16 protein-coding genes are annotated in these 17825 nt (G+C 69.3%); 5 read left to right on the plus strand and 11 right to left on the minus strand.

Annotation, left to right across the window (positions count from 1 at the left end; genetic code table 11):
- Window positions 1–54: 54 nt before the first annotated feature.
- Entirely contained in the window at window positions 55–1065 is a 1011-nt protein-coding gene (locus ACIBEA_RS42700; protein ID WP_399269638.1) for a hypothetical protein, read from the minus strand.
- 333 nt (window positions 1066–1398) lie between these two features.
- Window positions 1399–2535: a tyrosine-type recombinase/integrase gene (locus tag ACIBEA_RS42705; protein ID WP_399269640.1), complete on the minus strand. Its 1137-nt coding sequence runs from the start codon at window positions 2533–2535 to the stop codon at window positions 1399–1401.
- A gap of 204 nt (window positions 2536–2739) precedes the next feature.
- Here ACIBEA_RS42705 and ACIBEA_RS42710 point away from each other — a divergent pair, with 204 nt between their 5' ends.
- Window positions 2740–3324: a hypothetical protein gene (locus ACIBEA_RS42710; RefSeq protein WP_399269642.1), complete on the plus strand. Its 585-nt coding sequence runs from the start codon at window positions 2740–2742 to the stop codon at window positions 3322–3324.
- A gap of 724 nt (window positions 3325–4048) precedes the next feature.
- Here the strand turns inward: ACIBEA_RS42710 and ACIBEA_RS42715 are convergent.
- From ACIBEA_RS42715 to ACIBEA_RS42735, 5 genes are all read right to left on the minus strand, one after another.
- Window positions 4049–4195, minus strand: a complete 147-nt coding sequence (locus ACIBEA_RS42715) for a hypothetical protein (protein ID WP_399269644.1) — start codon at window positions 4193–4195, stop codon at window positions 4049–4051.
- 234 nt (window positions 4196–4429) lie between these two features.
- Complete coding sequence (locus ACIBEA_RS42720) at window positions 4430–5077, minus strand: hypothetical protein (protein WP_399269646.1); 648 nt, start codon at window positions 5075–5077, stop codon at window positions 4430–4432.
- A 104-nt stretch (window positions 5078–5181) separates the two neighbouring features.
- Window positions 5182–5391 carry a YozE family protein gene (locus tag ACIBEA_RS42725; RefSeq protein ID WP_399269648.1) on the minus strand — a complete coding sequence of 70 codons (210 nt, stop codon included), beginning with the start codon at window positions 5389–5391 and terminating at the stop codon, window positions 5182–5184.
- A 12-nt stretch (window positions 5392–5403) separates the two neighbouring features.
- Window positions 5404–5766 carry a hypothetical protein gene (locus tag ACIBEA_RS42730; RefSeq protein ID WP_399269650.1) on the minus strand — a complete coding sequence of 121 codons (363 nt, stop codon included), beginning with the start codon at window positions 5764–5766 and terminating at the stop codon, window positions 5404–5406.
- 366 nt (window positions 5767–6132) lie between these two features.
- Complete coding sequence (locus tag ACIBEA_RS42735) at window positions 6133–6642, minus strand: hypothetical protein (RefSeq protein WP_399269651.1); 510 nt, start codon at window positions 6640–6642, stop codon at window positions 6133–6135.
- A gap of 336 nt (window positions 6643–6978) precedes the next feature.
- Here ACIBEA_RS42735 and ACIBEA_RS42740 point away from each other — a divergent pair, with 336 nt between their 5' ends.
- The 3 genes from ACIBEA_RS42740 to ACIBEA_RS42750 all read left to right on the plus strand — a co-directional run bounded on the left by ACIBEA_RS42740 (window position 6979) and on the right by ACIBEA_RS42750 (window position 11248).
- Entirely contained in the window at window positions 6979–7527 is a 549-nt protein-coding gene (locus ACIBEA_RS42740; RefSeq protein ID WP_399269653.1) for a hypothetical protein, read from the plus strand.
- Window positions 7528–7875: 348 nt separating this feature from the next.
- Window positions 7876–8088 carry a hypothetical protein gene (locus tag ACIBEA_RS42745; RefSeq protein ID WP_399269655.1) on the plus strand — a complete coding sequence of 71 codons (213 nt, stop codon included), beginning with the start codon at window positions 7876–7878 and terminating at the stop codon, window positions 8086–8088.
- A 124-nt stretch (window positions 8089–8212) separates the two neighbouring features.
- Window positions 8213–11248 (plus strand): Tn3 family transposase, encoded by a 3036-nt coding sequence (locus ACIBEA_RS42750; RefSeq protein WP_399269657.1) that lies wholly within the window; start codon window positions 8213–8215, stop codon window positions 11246–11248.
- Window positions 11249–11358: 110 nt separating this feature from the next.
- On the opposite strand, the gene ACIBEA_RS42755 is transcribed toward ACIBEA_RS42750, so the two are convergent.
- From ACIBEA_RS42755 to ACIBEA_RS42765, 3 genes are all read right to left on the minus strand, one after another.
- On the minus strand, window positions 11359–13239 hold the full coding sequence (locus tag ACIBEA_RS42755) for an ATP-binding cassette domain-containing protein (protein ID WP_399269659.1): 1881 nt from the start codon (window positions 13237–13239) through the stop codon (window positions 11359–11361).
- Between the two features lie 76 nt (window positions 13240–13315).
- Window positions 13316–14896 carry a hypothetical protein gene (locus ACIBEA_RS42760; RefSeq protein WP_399269661.1) on the minus strand — a complete coding sequence of 527 codons (1581 nt, stop codon included), beginning with the start codon at window positions 14894–14896 and terminating at the stop codon, window positions 13316–13318.
- A 107-nt stretch (window positions 14897–15003) separates the two neighbouring features.
- Complete coding sequence (locus ACIBEA_RS42765) at window positions 15004–15132, minus strand: hypothetical protein (RefSeq protein ID WP_399269663.1); 129 nt, start codon at window positions 15130–15132, stop codon at window positions 15004–15006.
- 137 nt (window positions 15133–15269) lie between these two features.
- On the opposite strand from ACIBEA_RS42765, the gene ACIBEA_RS42770 reads away from it, so the two are divergent.
- Complete coding sequence (locus ACIBEA_RS42770; RefSeq protein WP_399269665.1) at window positions 15270–16646, plus strand: hypothetical protein; 1377 nt, start codon at window positions 15270–15272, stop codon at window positions 16644–16646.
- Between the two features lie 293 nt (window positions 16647–16939).
- Here the strand turns inward: ACIBEA_RS42770 and ACIBEA_RS42775 are convergent, their stop codons facing one another.
- On the minus strand, window positions 16940–17686 hold the full coding sequence (locus tag ACIBEA_RS42775) for an ExeA family protein (RefSeq protein ID WP_399269667.1): 747 nt from the start codon (window positions 17684–17686) through the stop codon (window positions 16940–16942).
- Window positions 17687–17825: the final 139 nt, after the last annotated feature.

The raw sequence follows: 17825 nt of genomic DNA on the forward strand, positions 1-17825 counted from the left end.
CGTTGGTACTGGCCACCTGGGGCACTACTCCTTCTCCGCCCTCGACTCAATGAATCATCCAGTATGCCTGGCTTGAGCCACTTTGACAGAGAGGGCGGTGCGGGCCCGGCTGTAGGGCTCGAAGCTGATACAGGAGGTGAGCCCGGCTGGCAGCGCCGCCTGTTCGTCACTGAGCTGAAGGGCATCCTGGATCACGCGGTGCGCCTCTCTGCCGTATCCGAGGCGGGCCAGGGCCCGGGCCCTGCCGTTGGCCATCAGCCGGATGGCCTGCGGATCCCGCGGCGCCAGCGCAATGCCAGCCGCGGCGACTGCGTCGGAGGCCGTGTACTTCTTCGCGTAGTAGAAGTTCAGGGCGCGTGTTCCGGCCACCCACATCCGCAACCACGTCTCCCCGGCCTCCTGAGCGTACTCGTCCGCCTCCGTGCACAGAGCGGCGGCGACCTGCTCCTCGCCCGCATTGACCGCCATGTACGCCAGGAGACCAGCCGCCTGGGACGCAAGGGAGTACAGCTGCTGACGTTGCGCCAGGCTCTGACGCCCGCGCAACAGGACCCCCAGCATCCTGCGCAGCATCCGTGCCTCGCCCGCGAGCTGATGAGGACCGCCCAACTCGTAACGGCTCACGATGGCCGCGATCGAGTCGCGCGCCAGCGTCAACATCTCCGGGTCCGTGTTCGACGCGGTCACCTCCCGCGCATCGCGCAGGATGGCGGTCGGACTGTCCCAGCCCACCAGCGAAGGCACCGGTGCGGCGCCGGATTCCGGTAGATACTCGGCTTCGTCGTACGTGCGGAACAGCCACTCCACAGGGGCCTGGAGAAGATGTTCCAGGATGCGGCGAGACGGCTCTCGAGGCCCGGCTTCGGAGACCTCCCCGGTCATCCACCGGTCGAGCGTCCGCGACGGCAGATCCACCGTGAGTAGCGCGGGATCATGGTCAATCTCCGCAAGCTCCGCGCGAGCCTGCGCCCAGCGCTCGATGACCACTGGGTTGGTCCAGCGGCGGCTGCGAATCGCCATCTTGAAGTTGGTGGTGCGGTACTGCGGCTGTTTCGTACGGCCCATTCTCCAAAGCATCGGGACCTACCGAACCGCCGCAAGGCGTATGGCAATCTTGGCCCAAAACACACGTCTCTTTGGCGGCGTCACGCCAGCACCGCGACTATCTCGCCAGCGTTCGGAAGGGCGTGCCATGTGCCTTCCTGCCGTGAATGCTGCCCTCGGCTCGGGGCCGATCAGGTCGGTGAGCTGGAGGACTCCGGCGGTCTACGCCCACGCCGAAGCCTCGTCCCCGCATCGGCCACGACTTGAACGGTGGCCTCGGCCAGGCCCCCGCCCGCCCCCTCAGCCCAAACGGTTACGTCTGTCAGCCGCCGACAGGTGCTGCCGCGGCGCGGTTCAGGCTACCGATGGGAGCCAGTGGGCAACGGCCGGGAGGACCGTCGCCATTGCCTCGTCGGCCTGTGCGAGCCGGGCGACCTGGTCCATCCGGCGCCGGATGTAACGTCTGGTGGTCTCGATGTGGACGTGGTCGGCGAACTCCTGAATCTCCTCCAAAGAGGTGCCCTCGTCGTGCTTGTGGGTCAGGCACGACGCCCGCAGGACGTGCGCGGTGACGTCCCGGCCGTCCATGACCCCGGCCCGCTTCCCGAGCCGCGCGAGGAGGTCGTTGACCGCGTGCCGGTCCATCTCCCGCCCCTGGTCATCCAGCATCAGCGCCCCAGAAAGCCGGCCGTCGAGGACGACGTCGGCCAGCTGCTCCAACCCGTCCGGCACACCCCACATGCGGCCCTTGGACCGCTTGCGGAGCACGTCCAGGTGACGGCGCCCAGCACGCCGCTCGGATCTCTCCAGCCGGGTCGTGCAGCACTCGGTGACCCGCCCGGCGAACGTGTAGATCACCGCCGGGACGAATGCCTCCCGGGCAGTGCGTGCCGCCGAGATGAACTCCTGCAACTCCTCCTTCTCCAGAATGGGTGTCGCTGTCGACTCGTCCCTCGGGTCGATCTGTGGCCGGTCGAACTTCGCCACGGGCGAGATGATCGTCTTGTCGCCGGTCCGCCAACGGGCGTACGCGTACAGGGAGGACACCGTCGACAGGCGGCGCAGGATCGTACGGTCGGAGATGCGGCGGGAACCGTCGGCGCGCACGCGGGACTCCTCCGCGAGGCGCCACACGCGCACCAGCTCAGGGCTGATGTCCCGGAAGGACATGGGGAAGACGCCTAGCTCCTCGCGGACCACGGCTGCCCAGTGCCGCAGGTCGTCCGCGTAGTCCCGCGCCGACTGGTCGGACCCGATCCGGGTGTTGGTGAGCCAGTGCATCACCTCGACGGTGGTCTCCTCGTCGCACAGCTCCGCGAGGAGGTCCATGCGGTATCTCGGCTCACCGAGGCGCCGGGTGCGCGCGTCGCGCGGCCGTACGCTCCCGAGCCGCGCGCGGGCCGCGAGGAAGGACGCCTCCGCTCTCGGCCCGGCCGGGATGGCGAGCTGCGCTCCGCCTTGTGTGATGATCTCCAGTTCGCCTTCGCCCATGATCGGGCAGCGTAGCGCTTGACCGATCCTCGCGCCCGTCGGACTCCCCCGCAGAAGCCGTTCTAGCGATCCACATAACAAACATTATGAGGAAGCCTGGGGGCCGTTCTCCGGGGAGGGGGCGGATTGGCCCGAAGGTCTCCCGTGACGCGGTGAACAGTGCCAGGATGGGCAGTGAAGATCGGTCAAGGCGAGGAGAACCCGGTGAGCGAGTCGACGGAGTCGAGGCACCGGCCGGACTACCCGCCCAGGACACCGTCCCCCCAGCCGCGCCCGGTGTACCCGGACCGGCCGGCCCCGCCGTCCACACCCGTACCGGACAACCCGAGCAAGCCGCCGACGAAGTCGCTGATCCCGCCCGGTCTGGGGGAGTCCCGGCCGCTGGCCGCGTCCACCCGGATGGAGGTCCGGAACCGCCGCGTCGCGAACTGGGCTTTTACCGGGGACCGTTGGGCCGCGAAGAAGGCCGTCGACAAGGTCACCGCCACGGTACGCAGCTGGGGCTACGCCCGGCCCGAGGACGTCGCGGTGGACACCGTCGTTCGCCTGCTGGTGGGTGCGACCGTCGCCGACGAGGGCAAGCGGATCAGTGTGCACCTCGCCGACCAGAACGGCATGGTCCTGATCGTCGTCCTCTCCCACACGGCCGCCGAACCCGAGGGTGAGCTGTTGGCCGAGCTCGCCGCCGTCGACGGCACCACGTCCTGCGGCACCGAGGCCTCCGACGAAGGCCGCAGGGTCTGGGCGCTCCTGGACACCCTGCCGCCGCGCCGTCGCGCGGCGGCCTAACCCCAGCGAGCGCGCCCTTAGTGCGCGGCACCAAGCCGGACGAGGGTGTAGCGGGCCGCCGACAGGGGAGCGCGACGGCCTTGGCTGGGTTCCAGAAGCCGCCGAAGCCGCACGTGGCCCGCTGGCAGCCTCTCGCGCGACGGAGATCCCATCACTCTGCCAGCTCTGCGTTCGGCCGTACACAGCACCGTTCTGTGGGTCGATATTCTGGCAGTCGCTGCCAGAATCGACGTCCCGGTGCGGCCCCGCGGGCGACCACCCCACAACGTTACGGGGTGGTCGCCCGCAGGGCCGCGGCGCCGGCAGCGCCGGGGGAGCTGACGTATCACCTACTACCGTTAGTAGGTGACCTCCCTCCGAGCAGGCGATGCGCGCACGGCGAGGCGCTGTACGGCCCGCAGAACGCCTACTGGAGACACGGTGGACCAAACCGACCCCCACGGAACACCGATTACATATTCCAGGAACACCGCGAACGTACGATCACGAACCAAATAACCACCGAAAACGTGGATATGGATTCACCACATAAGAATCCGCCGAGCTTAGTTTCCAGCATAAGCAGGCCCCTGCTTATGCTGGCCTGTAAGCTCTGATGTGTCACAGCGCACGAGTGAGCGCGCGTTACGCCCTGCTCGTAACGGCGAAGGTCCGCCGCGGACAACCGCGACGGACCTCACCCCCCGGACGGCTGGCCGGGCCCGGCGTATACGGGCCCGGCCAGCTACCGGAGCGTCACGACCAGCGTCGTGACGGCGGCGAGCAGCTCCACGTACGGAGTCGCGGCGCGAACTGCCCGGTGGCTACGGGTCCGTACCCGCTTCCACCGATCCCGCCGTCGACCACCGCTCGCCTCGTGCTCGGCATCCATGGATGCCCTTCCTCCTCTTCGGAGCACACCGGATGCGTACCCCTGGTGGTGGCGCCCGGGTGTCTGAATTCCCGAGTTGCCTGTCCAGGGGCACCACCCAAAGCGCCACGCAGCAGAGGGCCTAGCGAGACGACCATATCCGCTTCGAGGCGCTCGGGAGGGAGAAATCATGGAATTAACCGAAGGTGGCCCGAAGCTCCTGCGGGATGATATGGAGAATGCCCGGAAGAGAACTTATTCGGCCTGCTCCTCAAGAACTCCGGCGAGCGCTCGCAGCACCAGCGGGCGCGACATTGCGGGCGCCGCCCGCCGCGACAGGTCCCGCCCGCCGCCCGGCACGTACTCCGCCCGCAGCGCCACCCCCAGCACCTTCAACGCCGCCGCCTGAGCCGCGCGCGCGGCCAACACCGCCTGGACCGCCTCCTCCACGCTCGGAGGGTGGTCAACGCGTTGACCACCCTCATCCGCCACCAGGTCTGACGGTTCGTGGTCAACTTCTTGACCACGTTCGGGAGCGCCCCGGCCCGGCAGGTCGTACACCCGGGAGCGCCCGTACCCGTACCCCGGCTCGCCCGTCAGCTCCTCGCCGTACGCGTCGATCCGCTGCTGCAGCGCGGTCGCAAAGAAGTCCGTGTCCAGATCGGCGACCTGCCAGTCCCGCGCCCGAGGCCAGGGCCCCTCCTCGATCGCCGTCACCGCCGCGGCGTAGGCGGGCCGGCCGTGCTGACGCGGGCGGTAACCCAGATCCGCCTCGCACAGCGCGCACATCGCCATCAACTGCTGCCCGGCGTGCGGAAGGTCGTCGGCGTGGACCTGGGCCTCCAGTACCCCGGCCCCCGGCCGGGCCACGTCCACCAAGACCTCGACCTGGGGGCCGGGCACCCACACCCGCACGTACGTCGAGGGGCACCGCGGGCAGCGCGGACCCGGCGGCCGCGGCGGACTCAACCGGCGGCGCGCTTTCCCCGCTTTCGCACGTCGGCGCTTCAAATCCACACCTCGTACTGCTCCCAGGCTCGCTGCAGCGTCTCCAGGACAGCCTCCATGGCACCGAGTTCCTCCAGGTGTTCCCGGAAGACGGCGATCTCGTCAGGCCCGTCCGGCCAGAGGGGATCCGCTGCGGCGTCCCGCGCGAGATTCCCGACCGCAGATTCCTCCCCCGGGAAGGAGGCCAGCCACTGTCCGAACCTGCTCAACCCGCTCTCCCCTCAAGCCTGCGTCACCGGGTGGTGGGCCGCACGGGCACGAAGCCGGACCGCCGCGGCGTCGAGCGCCGCGTGCAGCTCGGGCAGGAGTGTGAGCGCGGCCTCCACGGTGGCCGAGGGTGGCTGCTCATCCGCCTGCGCGGTGCTGAACGCCTCCAGCGGGGTCAGCGGGACCATTCGCCGGCGCCACGCCCGCTCGGCCTCACCGCTGGCGTAGTGCGCGGTCAGGGCCTCGATCGGGGTCAGTTCGACGTCAGTGAGGAACGCGGCGATCCCCTTCTTCGCGACGTAGTCGCAGATCACCTGAGATTCCCCGCCCCATCCAGGGCCGCCGGAGGCCTTGGACTGCGCGACGATGTTAGCCACGATCGCCGACTCGCGCCCGTGGGCCTTGGGGCTCTTCGTCCTCTCGAAGAACTTCTCGACTCGAAGGGGTGAATTCCGGGGCTCTGGAAGTCCTTGTCGGCCGGGGCGGCGGCCACCGTCATGCGCAGGACCCCGAGAGCGTAGGTCTCCTTCGACAGCGTCCGCTCGTACAGCAAGCCTTCGGCCGCCTCGGGTTCGGTTGACTTGGCGGCGCGCCGCACCTGCGCCACGGTGGGGCCGTCCGGCCACGCGAAGCTCCACTCGCGGCGGCCCTCGTCATACCGGGCCTCGATCGCGGTAGGCCCCCAGGGCAGACCGAACTGGCCCGTGAGCGTGCCGGCCAGCCGCCGGAGGCGGCCCGAGCGGTTAGCGACCGCCATCGGGGCCCTGCACGATCGTGACTTCGCGGCCGGTGAGGCGGGAGAGCTCTGCGGCGTCACCGGCGTTCAGCGCGGCACGCAGGTCAGCGTCTCGCTTCAGGTCTGCGAGGAGCTGGGCCTTGACCTGCTCGTCCTCCAGACCGTCGATCGGGAACAGGGCCCGCCCGGCCGCGTAGGACTGCACGAACGCGGTGGCGGCCTGGTGGACCCGCTTCCCGTCGGCGTCAGGAGCGGCGAAGCGGCGGACGACCCGGCCGTCCTCGTCGCGCTCGATGTCGCCACGGCCGTCGCGAACGATTTCCGTCAGGCGCCGCTGGAACTTCTCGACGCTGTCACGCAGCTGGTCGGCCGTCTGGTTGGCGTAGTACCAGTTCCCGTCCTCAGCAGCACCGAGGAAACGGCTGAGGAAGTCAACGACCCCAGCGAGGTCTTCGGCAAGGTTCTTCTCCTCGCTGGTGCCGGCCAACAGGTCGTACACGGAGGGTCCGTCCGTCATTCTGTGCCCTTCGCCGGGAACTTGAGGTACGGCAAGTCTTCCACGACCACGGGACGCGCAGGCCCGGTATCGGCGCACGGATGGAGGAAGGCCGTTGTGCTCCACGACACGCCTACATCTCGGTCACGTCCGCACCGTCCCCAGCATCCGGGGCAGGTGACCTTGAGCACGGATGCCAGCGAGGTGCTGCTTCTCACCCGCCCGGCGGGCCTTCAGGTACCCGAAGCAAAACATCGAATTGTGCCCCTCCCCAGACGGGGTTTTACTTAGCATGGGCAGCCGCCCAAAGTTCAGCGCATCGGATGGGGCAGCGGACAAGAAAGTTGGTGAGGGGCCATGGCAGTACGCATCAGGCTCGGCAACTACGAACAGACCACCACCGACGTGCTCCAACGGACGGCGATCGGATACTTCCCGCGCATGACCGAGGAGGAGGCGATGGAAGCCGGACGTGGGGTGTGGCGGCTCGACATGAGGATCATCAGCCGGGAGCGGTTCGTCCTCATCGTCGGCGAGGGACTCGTGCGCGCCGTCGGCGAGATCACCGCCGTCACCGAGCACCTGACCGACCGGGGTCTGAAGAAGGCCCTGGAGACGGACCTCCTTGGACCGGGCCACCCTCTGTACGACACGTACATCAATCAGCCCGACCCGCTCGCCAACGAATCACGCAACAGCATCAGGTACGGGGACCTCCCTGAGGAGGCGGCCTTCCGCACCCGCGACTGCGCGTGCGGCTGCGGCGAGACCACCACCCATCCGTTCGTGCCAGGACATGAACTGCGGGCCATCATGGCCCGTGTCCGTGAGCACTTCGGCGGCTCCGCGCTGGACTTCATCACCTGGCTCGACACCGAACTCCCGCCTGCAGCTCCGGCCGCGTGACCTGCCGAACCCGGAACACGAGAAGACCCCGGCGATCACACCGCCGGGGTCCTGGCCCCTCCACCAGGTGAGTGCCCTCCTCGACGCCGGGCTCGTGAAGGCGACCGGAGCGCGGGCTCGTCGGCGACGCAGACCGGGTAGCCCCTGCCAGGGAAGGAGTTCAATGACGCCTCCCCACCAGAACGGCGGCTGGCCTCTCGCGGAGACCCCCGTACCGGGGTGCGGAACAGCTGGTGTAGCAGCTGTGGGCGGCCGCCCACCCGTACGTGGGTATTCGGTCATGAACACCAGCTTGCGGTCGGTAGGGTGCGAGAGATCCACCCCCGCACCCACCGTAGGGAATCACCCGTGGACGCATCCGCGAAGAGCCTCGAAGACGCCTACCGGGACGAAGTTGGTGCCCTGGAGGCTGCCGAGAGGGAGATCCGGGCTCTCGCCAACACGATCATGCAGCTCACCACCCGGGTCGAGCGCCTGCACATCGCCCGCCAGGAGGTCGCGCGCGTAACCGGGCGGCCGGAGCCGGCGGACGCCCTCCAACACGGCCCAGTTCTCGTATAGCTGCCGCCAAGTGGCGAGTAGCACTGAGTAACCCTTTGGCAACGGATTGGATCTATTCGCTTCGCTCCTACCGGCAGGTCGCCACGCTGTGGTGATCATCTGATTCGGAGCAAGGAGTGCACGGGTGCGGCAGGACTGGGAGCCGGAGGACCTCATCGAGGTCTGGACGCTGCTCGAAGACGACATGAAGCGGCTGCGGAATAAGTCGGGGGCGAACCGGCTGGGCTTCGCGATGCTGCTGAAGTTCTTCGAGGTGGAGGCCCGCTTCCCGGAGACCGACAGGGAAGTCCCGGCCGCCGCGGTGGGTTACGTGGCCCAGCAGGTGAAGGTGCCGGCGGACCAGTGGGCGGCGTACGACTGGCAGGGCGACCGGATCAAGCGCCACCGCAAGGAGATCCGTAAAGCCTTCGGGTTCCGGGCGGGTACAGAGGAGGACCAGGAGCGGCTGGCCGAGTGGCTGACAGCCGAGCTGTGCGGGGTGGAACTGTCGCGTGACCGGCTGGCGGAGGCGGTCGTGGCCCGCTGCCGCAACGACTTCGTCGAGCCACCGGCCCCGGCCAAGGTCCGGCGCTTGGTGGGCAAGGCGGCCAGGGACTTCGATACGCGGTTCTGCCGTACCACCGTGGACCGGCTGTCCCACGCGACCCGCTCGCGGCTGGAGGACCTGGTCGCGGGCAGTGCGGACGGCGACGAGACGGCTGAGGACCAGGCGGTGGCCGGGGGCGGCCGGTCGTTCTTCACCGAGCTCAAGGCCGACCCGGGAGCCCCGGGGCTGGAGAGCTTGTTCGCGGAGGTGGACAAGCTCGAGCGGGTGCGGAAGCTGGATCTTCCGGCCGACCTGTTCGCGGACGTGTCGGAGAAGCAAGTGGACGCCTGGCGGGCGCGGGCGGCAAAGGAGTACCCGGCGAACCTGGAGCGGATGAAGCCGCCGATGCGCCTGACGCTGCTGGCCGCGCTGTGCCATGTGCGGCACACCGAGATCACGGACTCGCTGGTGGAGTTGTTCATCCAGCTGGTGCTGAAGATCAACACCCGGGCGGAGAAGAAGGTCGACAAGGAGCTGACGGGCGAGCTGAAGAAGGTGCGGGGCAAGGAGGCGATGATGTTGCGGGTCGCCGAGGCGGCCTTGTCCGAGCCGTCGGGCACGGTCCGCAGGGTGATCTACCCGGTGGTCGGCGGGGAGAAGACGCTCAAGGCCCTCGCGGCGGAGGCCGCGGCGAACGAGGCCAAGTACAAGGCGCGTATCCGCACCGTGCTGCGCTCCGCGTACTCGGCGCACTGGCGCCGGATGCTCACCCCGCTGTTGAAGGCGTTGACGCTCAAGTGCAACAACACCGCCTACCGGCCGGTGATGGACGCCATCGACCTGCTCCAGCGGTACCTGGAGCAGCCGCTGAAGGAGGGTGCGTTCTTCGACGCGGCGGAGGCCGTGCCGCTGGAAGGGGTGGTGCCCGATCAGTGGCGGGCGGCGGTGGTGGACGACAAGGGCCGTGTGGAGCGCATCCCCTACGAGTTGTGCGTGCTGGTGTCCCTGCGCGAGGCATTGCGGCGCCGGGAGATCTGGGTGGTGGGGGCAAACCGGTGGCGCAATCCGGAGGACGACCTGCCGCAGGATTTCGAGGACAACCGGGACGTGCACTACGACGCGATCCCAAAGCCCCAGGACCCGGCGAAGTTCATCGCGGAGTTGCAGAGGACGCACCGCGAGGCCCTGGACCGGTTCGAGGCCGCGCTCGCGCAGGAGACCACGGGCGGGGTGGCGATCGTCAAGAAGAACGGCGAGGGATGGATCAAGGTCTCGCCGCGGCCCAAGCAGGAGGAGCCGGAGAATCTGGTCGCGGTGAAGGGGGAGATCGAACAGCGCTGGGGCACCATCGACCTGCTGGACATCCTGAAGTACGCGGAGTTCGACACCGACTTCATCGCCGAGTTCACCACGGTGGCCACCCGCGAGAACCTGTCCCGGGAGGTGCTCCGGAGAAGGCTGCTGTTGGTTCTGTTCGGACTGGGCACGAACATGGGGATCAAGCGTGTCGCGGTGACCGGCAAGCACGGTGAGAGCGAGGCGACGCTCCGCCGGGTGCGGCACCTGTTCGTGAACCGGGCCAACATGCGTGCGGCTCTGGTGAAGCTGGTCAACGCCACCTTCGCGGCCCGCGACGAGATGTGGTGGGGCAGCGGGACGGCGTGCGCCTCCGACAGCCGCAAGTTCGGCGCGTGGTCGTCCAACTTCATGACGGAGTGGCACCAGCGGTACCGGGGACCGGGAGTCATGATTTATTGGCATGTGGAACGAAAATCGGTGTGCATCTACAGTCAACTGAAGTCCTGTTCGGCCTCCGAGGTCGCCGCGATGATCGAGGGCGTGCTGCGGCACTGCACCGACATGGAGGTCGACCGGCAGTACACCGACACCCACGGCGCCTCGATCGTCGGGTTCGCGTTCGCGCACATGCTGGACTTCAAGCTGATGCCCCGGCTGAAGAACATCGGGCGGGCCCGGCTGTACCGGCCGGCGGCGGGCGAGGACAAGAACTGGCCGCACCTGGCTCCGGTGCTCTCCACCCGCACGATCGACTGGGAACTGATCTCCCAGCAGTACGACCAGATCGTGAAGTACACCACCGCCCTGCGGCTGGGCACCGCCGAGGCCGAGCAGGTCCTGCGCCGCTTCACCAAGGGCGGCCCCAAGCACCCGACCTACCAGGCGATCGAGGAGCTGGGGCGCGTGGTGCGCACGGCGTTCATCTGCGACTACCTCTCGGATGCGGAGATGCGCAAGGAGATCGGCGAGGGCTTGCAGGTGGTGGAGAACTGGAACTCGGCGAACTCCGACCTGTTCTACGGCAAGGACGGCGACCTGACGGGTGCGGACAAAGAGAGCCAAGAGGTCTCGATGCTCGCCCTGCACCTTTTGCAGAGCAGTCTCGTGCATGTGAATACCTTGCTTGTACAGCAGGTTCTGGCCGACCCGAAGTGGGCGGACACACTCACCGAAGCGGACCGGCGGGGGCTGTCGCCGCTGTTCTGGACCCACGTGAATCCGTACGGAAGATTCGAACTGGATATGAACAGCCGTCTCGACCTGGACCTCGCCGCCACGGCCACGGTGCCCGGCCCGCGCAGTCCACAAGGCGAGTCAGTTGGCGCTCCGAGCTGAGCTGACGGCGGGGACGAGTGACAGCCCCGCAAGCCGGATCGGCCCCGGTACTGCCCCACGGGGGGAGGGCAGTACCGGGGCCGACGGTCCGGTCAGCGTAGCCGGATTTCTCACCGGTCCTGGGAGAGTTTGTACAGCTCGGCGAAGATTCCGCCCGCGTCCAGGAGCGCCTCGAACGTGTCGGACTCGGCAACGCGGCCCTGGTCGAGGACGATGATGCGGTCGGCGATGCGGGCGTTCTCCAGGTTGTGCGTCACGAACACGGCGGACTTGCCCGCGGCGAGTTCCTTGAAGCGGCGGATCACCAGGTGCTCGGCCCGCGGGTCCATCGCGCTGGTGGGCTCGTCCAACATCAGCATCGCGGCGTCCCTGTAGAACGCTCGGGCGACCGCGATGCGCTGCCACTGCCCCCCGGACAGGTCGGTGCCGCCCCAGTTGGAGCTGGCGACCAGGGTGTCGAGGCCGTACGGGACCTTGTTGATGACGCTGTCCGCGCCGGCCGCCTTCGCCGCGTCCAACAGCAGGGCGTCGTCTTCGGTGCGGGGCTGGCCGAGGTGGATGTTGGCGCGCAGGTCCATGGGCCAGCGGGTGTAGTCCTGCGGGACCAGGCCGACCTTGGACCACACGCTGTGCGGGTCCGCTTCGGCAAGGTCGGTGCCGTCCCAGGTCACCGTGCCACCGGTGTTCGCGACGCGCAGCCCGGTGAGCAGGGCGGACAGCGTGGTCTTCCCCGAGCCGTTCTCGCCCACCAGCGCGATCAGCTCGCCGCGTCGGAGCGTGAGGCTGACGCCGTCGACCGCCGGGACATCGGCGCCCGGGTAGGTGTAGGTGACGTTCTCGGCGCGGATCTCGGCGGGGGCTCCGGCCGGGATCGGCGTGGTGCCGCGTACGGCGCGCAGGGCCTTCGCCCGGCGCAGGAACGCCTGCCAGTCGTCGAGGTACAGCGACGTGCGGAAGAGGCGGGCTGCGGCCATGACCAGGGAGGTCAACGCGCCGGTCGAGGTACGTACGGCGATGACGGCGGTCGCCGCGATGGCCAGGTCCATCCGCCCGGTGGCCGCGAGCCAGCCGAGCGCGACCCAGGTCGCCCCGAGCATCAGCCCGCTGACGGCCGAGCCGAGCAGTGTGACCCGCAGAACCCGCGGAGCCGCCGCGCGGTGGGTGGCCTTGATCCGGTTGGTGATCTGGCGGTACCAGGTCGTCAGGAAGGTGGCCATGGTGGTGGCGCGGACTTCGGCGGCGGTGCGGCGGTCGGTGGAGTAGTACCGCAGCAGGTAGCGCAGGTGGTTGTCCGAGATGTTCTGGTAGTCCGCCCGGTGCTGAATCCTCGCGGTGGTGATGGCGGCGGCGCCCTTGGGGACCACAGCCAGCACGAGCAGAGGCAGCAGCAGGGGGTGCAGGATCGTCAGAACCGAGGCCGCGGCGGTGAGCTGGGCGAGGGCGGAGATCAGGGCCTGGGCGTCGCCGATCAGGTTCTCGGTCGCCTCGGCGCCCTTGCCCGCGGCTTGGAGGCGGTCGGTGAAGCCGGGCCGGTCGTACGCCTCCAGCTCCACCTCCGGCGCGGCGGCCAGGATCTGGAGATCGGCCTCGGTGGCGACCTCCGGCGAGAGCCGGGCGGAGGCGTACACGGCGAGCGCGTCGGCCCCGGCCCGCACGCCGGTGGCGACGGCGACCACGATCAGCGCGGGCGTGGCCGCGCTCACCCGGTCGGCGACTGCGCCGCCGGCGAAGAGGTGGTTCATCGCGCCGGGCAGGGCACCGAGCGCGACTGCTGCGGAGACGGCGACGACCAGCTGGCACAGGCCCAACCAGAGCATCGCCGGGCGGTCGGCGGCCCAGCCGAGCCGGGCAGCGGCGGCGAGCGTACGGGGCAGCCGGGCGGCCATCCGCCACCAGGAGGCGTTCGCGATGTCCTCGAAGTGCGGGTCGCTCTGATAGCCGACCTGCTGCGGGGAACCGGTGGTCGTGGGGGCGGGTGAGGACTGTGTCACCCGCCCCATCCTGGTGCGTCCGCCGGGACGGCCGGGCCCTTTTGAGCCGAACTCGCCCGCGTGGTGGACGCGGCGTCTACAGGGCCCGCAGAGCCAGTTCGACGGCCGTGATCAGGAACAGCCCGGTGCGGTACGGCGCTGCCTCGTCGGGGCCGAGGGCCGCCCGCTCGACGGATTCCGAGAGCACGGCCGGATCGAGGAATCCCTGCTCGACCAGGTGCAGGTCCTTGCCCCAGCTACGCAGCAGGCCGCTGCTGTACTCGTGCACCGCACGGTTCATCAAGTGCCCGAAATTCTCCCGGAGCACCGGATGCACCACCTCGTGGGGCAGACCGCGGGCTGCGAACCGCTCGGTCAACAGCCGCTTGTCCCGCTTCCACTCCAGCGGGAGGCGCTGCCCGAAGCGGACCAGGTCGGGATCGGTGAACGGGGCGAGAGCCCACAGGCCCCGGCGGGCCAGCAGCGGCGTCGCGACCTCCAGGGCGACCAGCGCGGTCTCGGGGGCCACCGTGGCCGGGGAGATCCCGGTGTTCACCTCGCCGAGCAGGTCACGGACCCGCTCACCGCACCAGGCCGGTGACTCCGGCGTGCGTACAGGGCCACCGTCGGGGCGTCGTACGCGGGCGACTTCGTCGCCGCCGAACCCGGCGACCACCGTGGTGATGCCGCGCGCCATCAGGGCCTGGGCGAGTGCGTCGGCGGCCTCCAGGTGAGGCTCGTCCAGCGGACTGATCGCCTCGGGGTGGGCCCGGCGCAGGCCGCCCGGGGCGAGCGGCGGGTACTCGGCAGCGGGCACCGTGACGTCGGAGGCGAAGCCGGTGTGGTCGATGACCATGCGGCGCCGGGCGATCTGCTGCGGCCCGGACTCGCCGCCGATCAGCAGGGCGCACGGCGTGATGAGGCCCGGGTGCGCGAGGGCGAGGGAGAGGGCGAGGTTGGTGGAGTCCTTGCCCCCCGACAGTTGGGCTGCGATCTGTGCGGGGGTGAGGGGGCGGCGGGCGTAGATGTGGTCGACGAGCGCCTCGAACGCCCCCACCAGGGCCGCGCCGTCGGTCCCCTCGGACAGTTCGGAGGGCTGGGCGTGCTCGGCCGAGGCCGGGTAGACCAGCTGCAGGCCCTCGGCATCCGCGTACGCCGACGAGCGTTCCGAGAGCCGCTTGATGCTGGTGAACAGGGTGTCGTGTCCATACCGGGGGTGCCCGGTCAGCAGCCGCATCACCTCCTTCTCATCGAGCTTGCCGGGCGCCTGGTGGGCGCTCAGGTCCATCAGCTGCCACGACCCGGTCAGCCGCGCGTTCTCGTACGCGAGGTAGAGCGGGCACACTCCGCCGAGTCCGGTCTGGAGCCGGAGCCCGTCCGGACCTGCTTCGATCCATACGGACTGGAGCGGCCAGGAGCGGCACTCCTCTACAGCACGGGCGTACACCGCGGCGTCCACCCGCACCGGCGCCGTCGAGCGCAGCAGGGAGGCGCGGCCGGCGGCCCGTTCGCGCACCACCATCAGCGTGGCCGTACCGTCGGTGACCGCCCGCGCCTCCAGCGCTGGATTGGTCAGCGGCCGGATACGGTCCTCACCGCGCACCCAGCAGCCTTCCGCCTGCTCGCACCACTGCCACGGACCCGTACCGGCCCGCAGATCGGCCGACAACGTCAGCATCCCTGAACTCCCCTCGTAACGGCCTTCGGACATGCGTCGGGGCCCGCGCGGCGCTTGGCCGGGCGCGGGCCCCGGTAGTGCGGGTGGTGCCGGACGGTGCGAGGCGGTCAGTCCTCGAACCGGCCCTGGTCCGAGCTCTCCTGCGGCTTCTCGTCGAAGCGCGCGGTGTCACTGGGCACGGCGGTGACCTCCGGTCCGGCGAACACGGACTCCCACGGACGGCTCTGGTCCTGCATGGCGAACCCCTTCCACTCAGCGAACCCGTTGACGGAACGTCATCGGGCTTCTTCAATCAGTGAACTAGGCAAGGGAGTTCACGGGTAGCGCACGGGGCGCGCCAAGCCGTATATCCGGTATACGAGGGCGGTCGGCCATGACCCAGCGCACGGCGAACCACCAGCTCAAGACGCTGATCGACGAGTCCGGGCTGCCGTACGACGGTGTCGCGCGGGCCGTGAAGGCCGTCGCGTCGGAGAGCGGCCAGCGGCTGGGGACGAACAAGTCTGCCGTCCACCACTGGACCCTCGGCGCGACGCCGGCCGGCCAGACCCCCGGATACCTGGCCGAGGCGCTCTCCCGGCGCCTGGGCCGCCGGATCACCCGCGAAGATCTCGGACTAGGTTCCCCCACGGGCGGCGAAGATGAAAGCATCGGTCTGACGCTGGACTTCGATCCCCTCGAGACGCTGACCGCCATTGGGAGCGCAGACGTGAACCGACGCCGTTTCCTCGCTGCCTCCGCCTACTCCATGGCCGCCGCGACGCTGCCGCTGGAGAGCGTGCAGGAAGCTGCCGCCCGCACCCGCACCGTCAGCGGCGGCGCCGTCGCCGGGCACGCCGACGTCGCGGCCGTACGCGACATGGTGAAGCTCTTCATGGACATGGACGAGCGTCACGGCGGGCAGCACGGCCGCTCCGCGTTCGTGCAGTACCTGGTCGCCGACATCGCGGACCTGTGCCGGGGCCGCTTCGCCAGTGAAGAGATCCGCGCCGAGGCGCTGTCCGTCGCCTCGGCCGGCGCGCACCTGGCGGGCTGGAAGGCGTACGACAGCGGGGAACAGGGGCTGGCACAGCGCTACTACGTCCAGTCGCTGGCGCTCGCGCGGGAGTCGGGCATCCCCGGTCAGGACGGGTTCGTGATGCGGACCATGTCCCAGCAGGGCATGAAACTGCACCGGCCCGAGCACTGCCTCGCGCTCGCCGAGACCGGCTGGGACCGGGCCAAGGGCCGGGTCGGCTCCCAGGTCGAGGCGCTGTTCGCCATCACCCACGCGCACGCCCTCGCCAAGACCGGCCAGATTCCCCAGGCCCTCACCGGCGTCGACCATGCCCATGCGGCGCTTGTGGCCGGCGCCGACGACGACGTCCCGTTCTGGGCCCTGGTGTGGGGCCCGCCCGCCGCCACCGTTCACAGTCGCAGCGCGAAAGTCTTCGAGACGCTCGGCGACCGGCCCAACTCTTCCCGCAGTTACGCGACCGCCGCCGCGAGCCGGCCGGGGACGACGTACGCCAGGATCATCGCCCTGGACCTCGTCGCCCAGGCCGAGCAGCAGGCCAAGCAGGGGCAGATCGAGCAGGCGTGCACCACCTGGGGCCAGGCGATCGACACCATGGCCGGGGTGAAGTCCACCCGTACCCTCAAGTCCGTCCGGACCTTGCGCTCAGACCTTCGCCCGTACCGCTCCCGCGGCGTACGGGTAGCGGCCGAACTCGACGAACGCGCCCGCGTCTTCCTCGCCCACCACCGGTGAGGACCGTACGGCACCCGCTGTAGCCTCAGCCGGACTGAGCTCCGGGGCGGGAGGCAAAAGCCGTGACGGCCCGCCCCGGTCCGCCTCCTTGGGGTCCCCGTAGTAATCGCCGAAAAAACAACGGATATCCCTGACCTGCACGGATGCGTCTGGTTCGTTGATCAGCCGTCCTGTTGAGCGACGCTGAAGATGAGCATGAAGGCGACGTGCTGGTTGTCGACGGGGCGGGATGAAACGACCCCGGCGGCCGTCAGGCCGCCGGGGTCGTCGTGAACACGGTGTCGGCTTCGTGCTCACTCTGTCGCGTGGGTCTCGGTGATGGCGGTGCGGGTGGAGGACTCGTCGACGATTCCCTTCTCCTCGGTGAAGGCGGCGATGAGGGACTGCCAGGCGATGTTGTTGACTGAGCGGGGCAGGCCGCGGCTGGTGAGGTGGATGAGTTCGACGGCGTCGTCGGAGAACAGGGTGTCCTCTCGTCCGGCGATCGTGAGGTGGTGCTTGATGTAGCTGGCGGTCTCCTCCTTCGTCATCGTGGGCATCTGGTAGCTGATCGAGATCCGCTGGTCCAGGGCCGCCAGGACGCCGTGCTTCATGCGTTTGCGCAGGGTGGGCTGGCCGATCAGCAACACCGCGAACGGCGTCGTGGAGTCCATGTCGTAGTTGGTGAGCATGCGGATCGCGTCCAGCTCCTGGTGGTCGAGCAGGTGCGACTCGTCGATCACGACGGCCGGCGTCCGGCCGCGCTCGTCGACCTCGGCGGCCAGCGCGGCGGATGCCTGGGTGGCGAGAGCGGCGAGGTGGAACTTGGGGGTCCCGCCGAGGCTGGTGACGATGCGGTCGTAGAGGCCGCGCATGCCGACCTCGGGGTTGGGCTGGTAGATGACCGTGAACCGGGCCGGGTCGAGGGAGGCGACGGCACCTTTGAGAGCGACGGTCTTTCCGGAACCGACTTCGCCGGTGACCACGCCGATCGCCCGGTTGTTGATGCACCAGGCGATGCGGGCGGCGGCTTCCCGGTGGGAGTGGTGCTGGTGGAGCATGGACGGGGCCAGGTTGCGGCCGAAGGGGACGCGGGTGAAACCGAATTCTCTGAACTCATCGTGTGGGCTCTGTGCCAGCCCCGGGTCAGGTCTCTTCCGGCGGGCGGGACTGCCGGGGAACGGGGCGGGGACAGGTGAT

It is taken from the genome of Streptomyces sp. NPDC051555 (assembly GCF_044454405.1).
Lineage (GTDB): Bacteria > Actinomycetota > Actinomycetes > Streptomycetales > Streptomycetaceae > Streptomyces.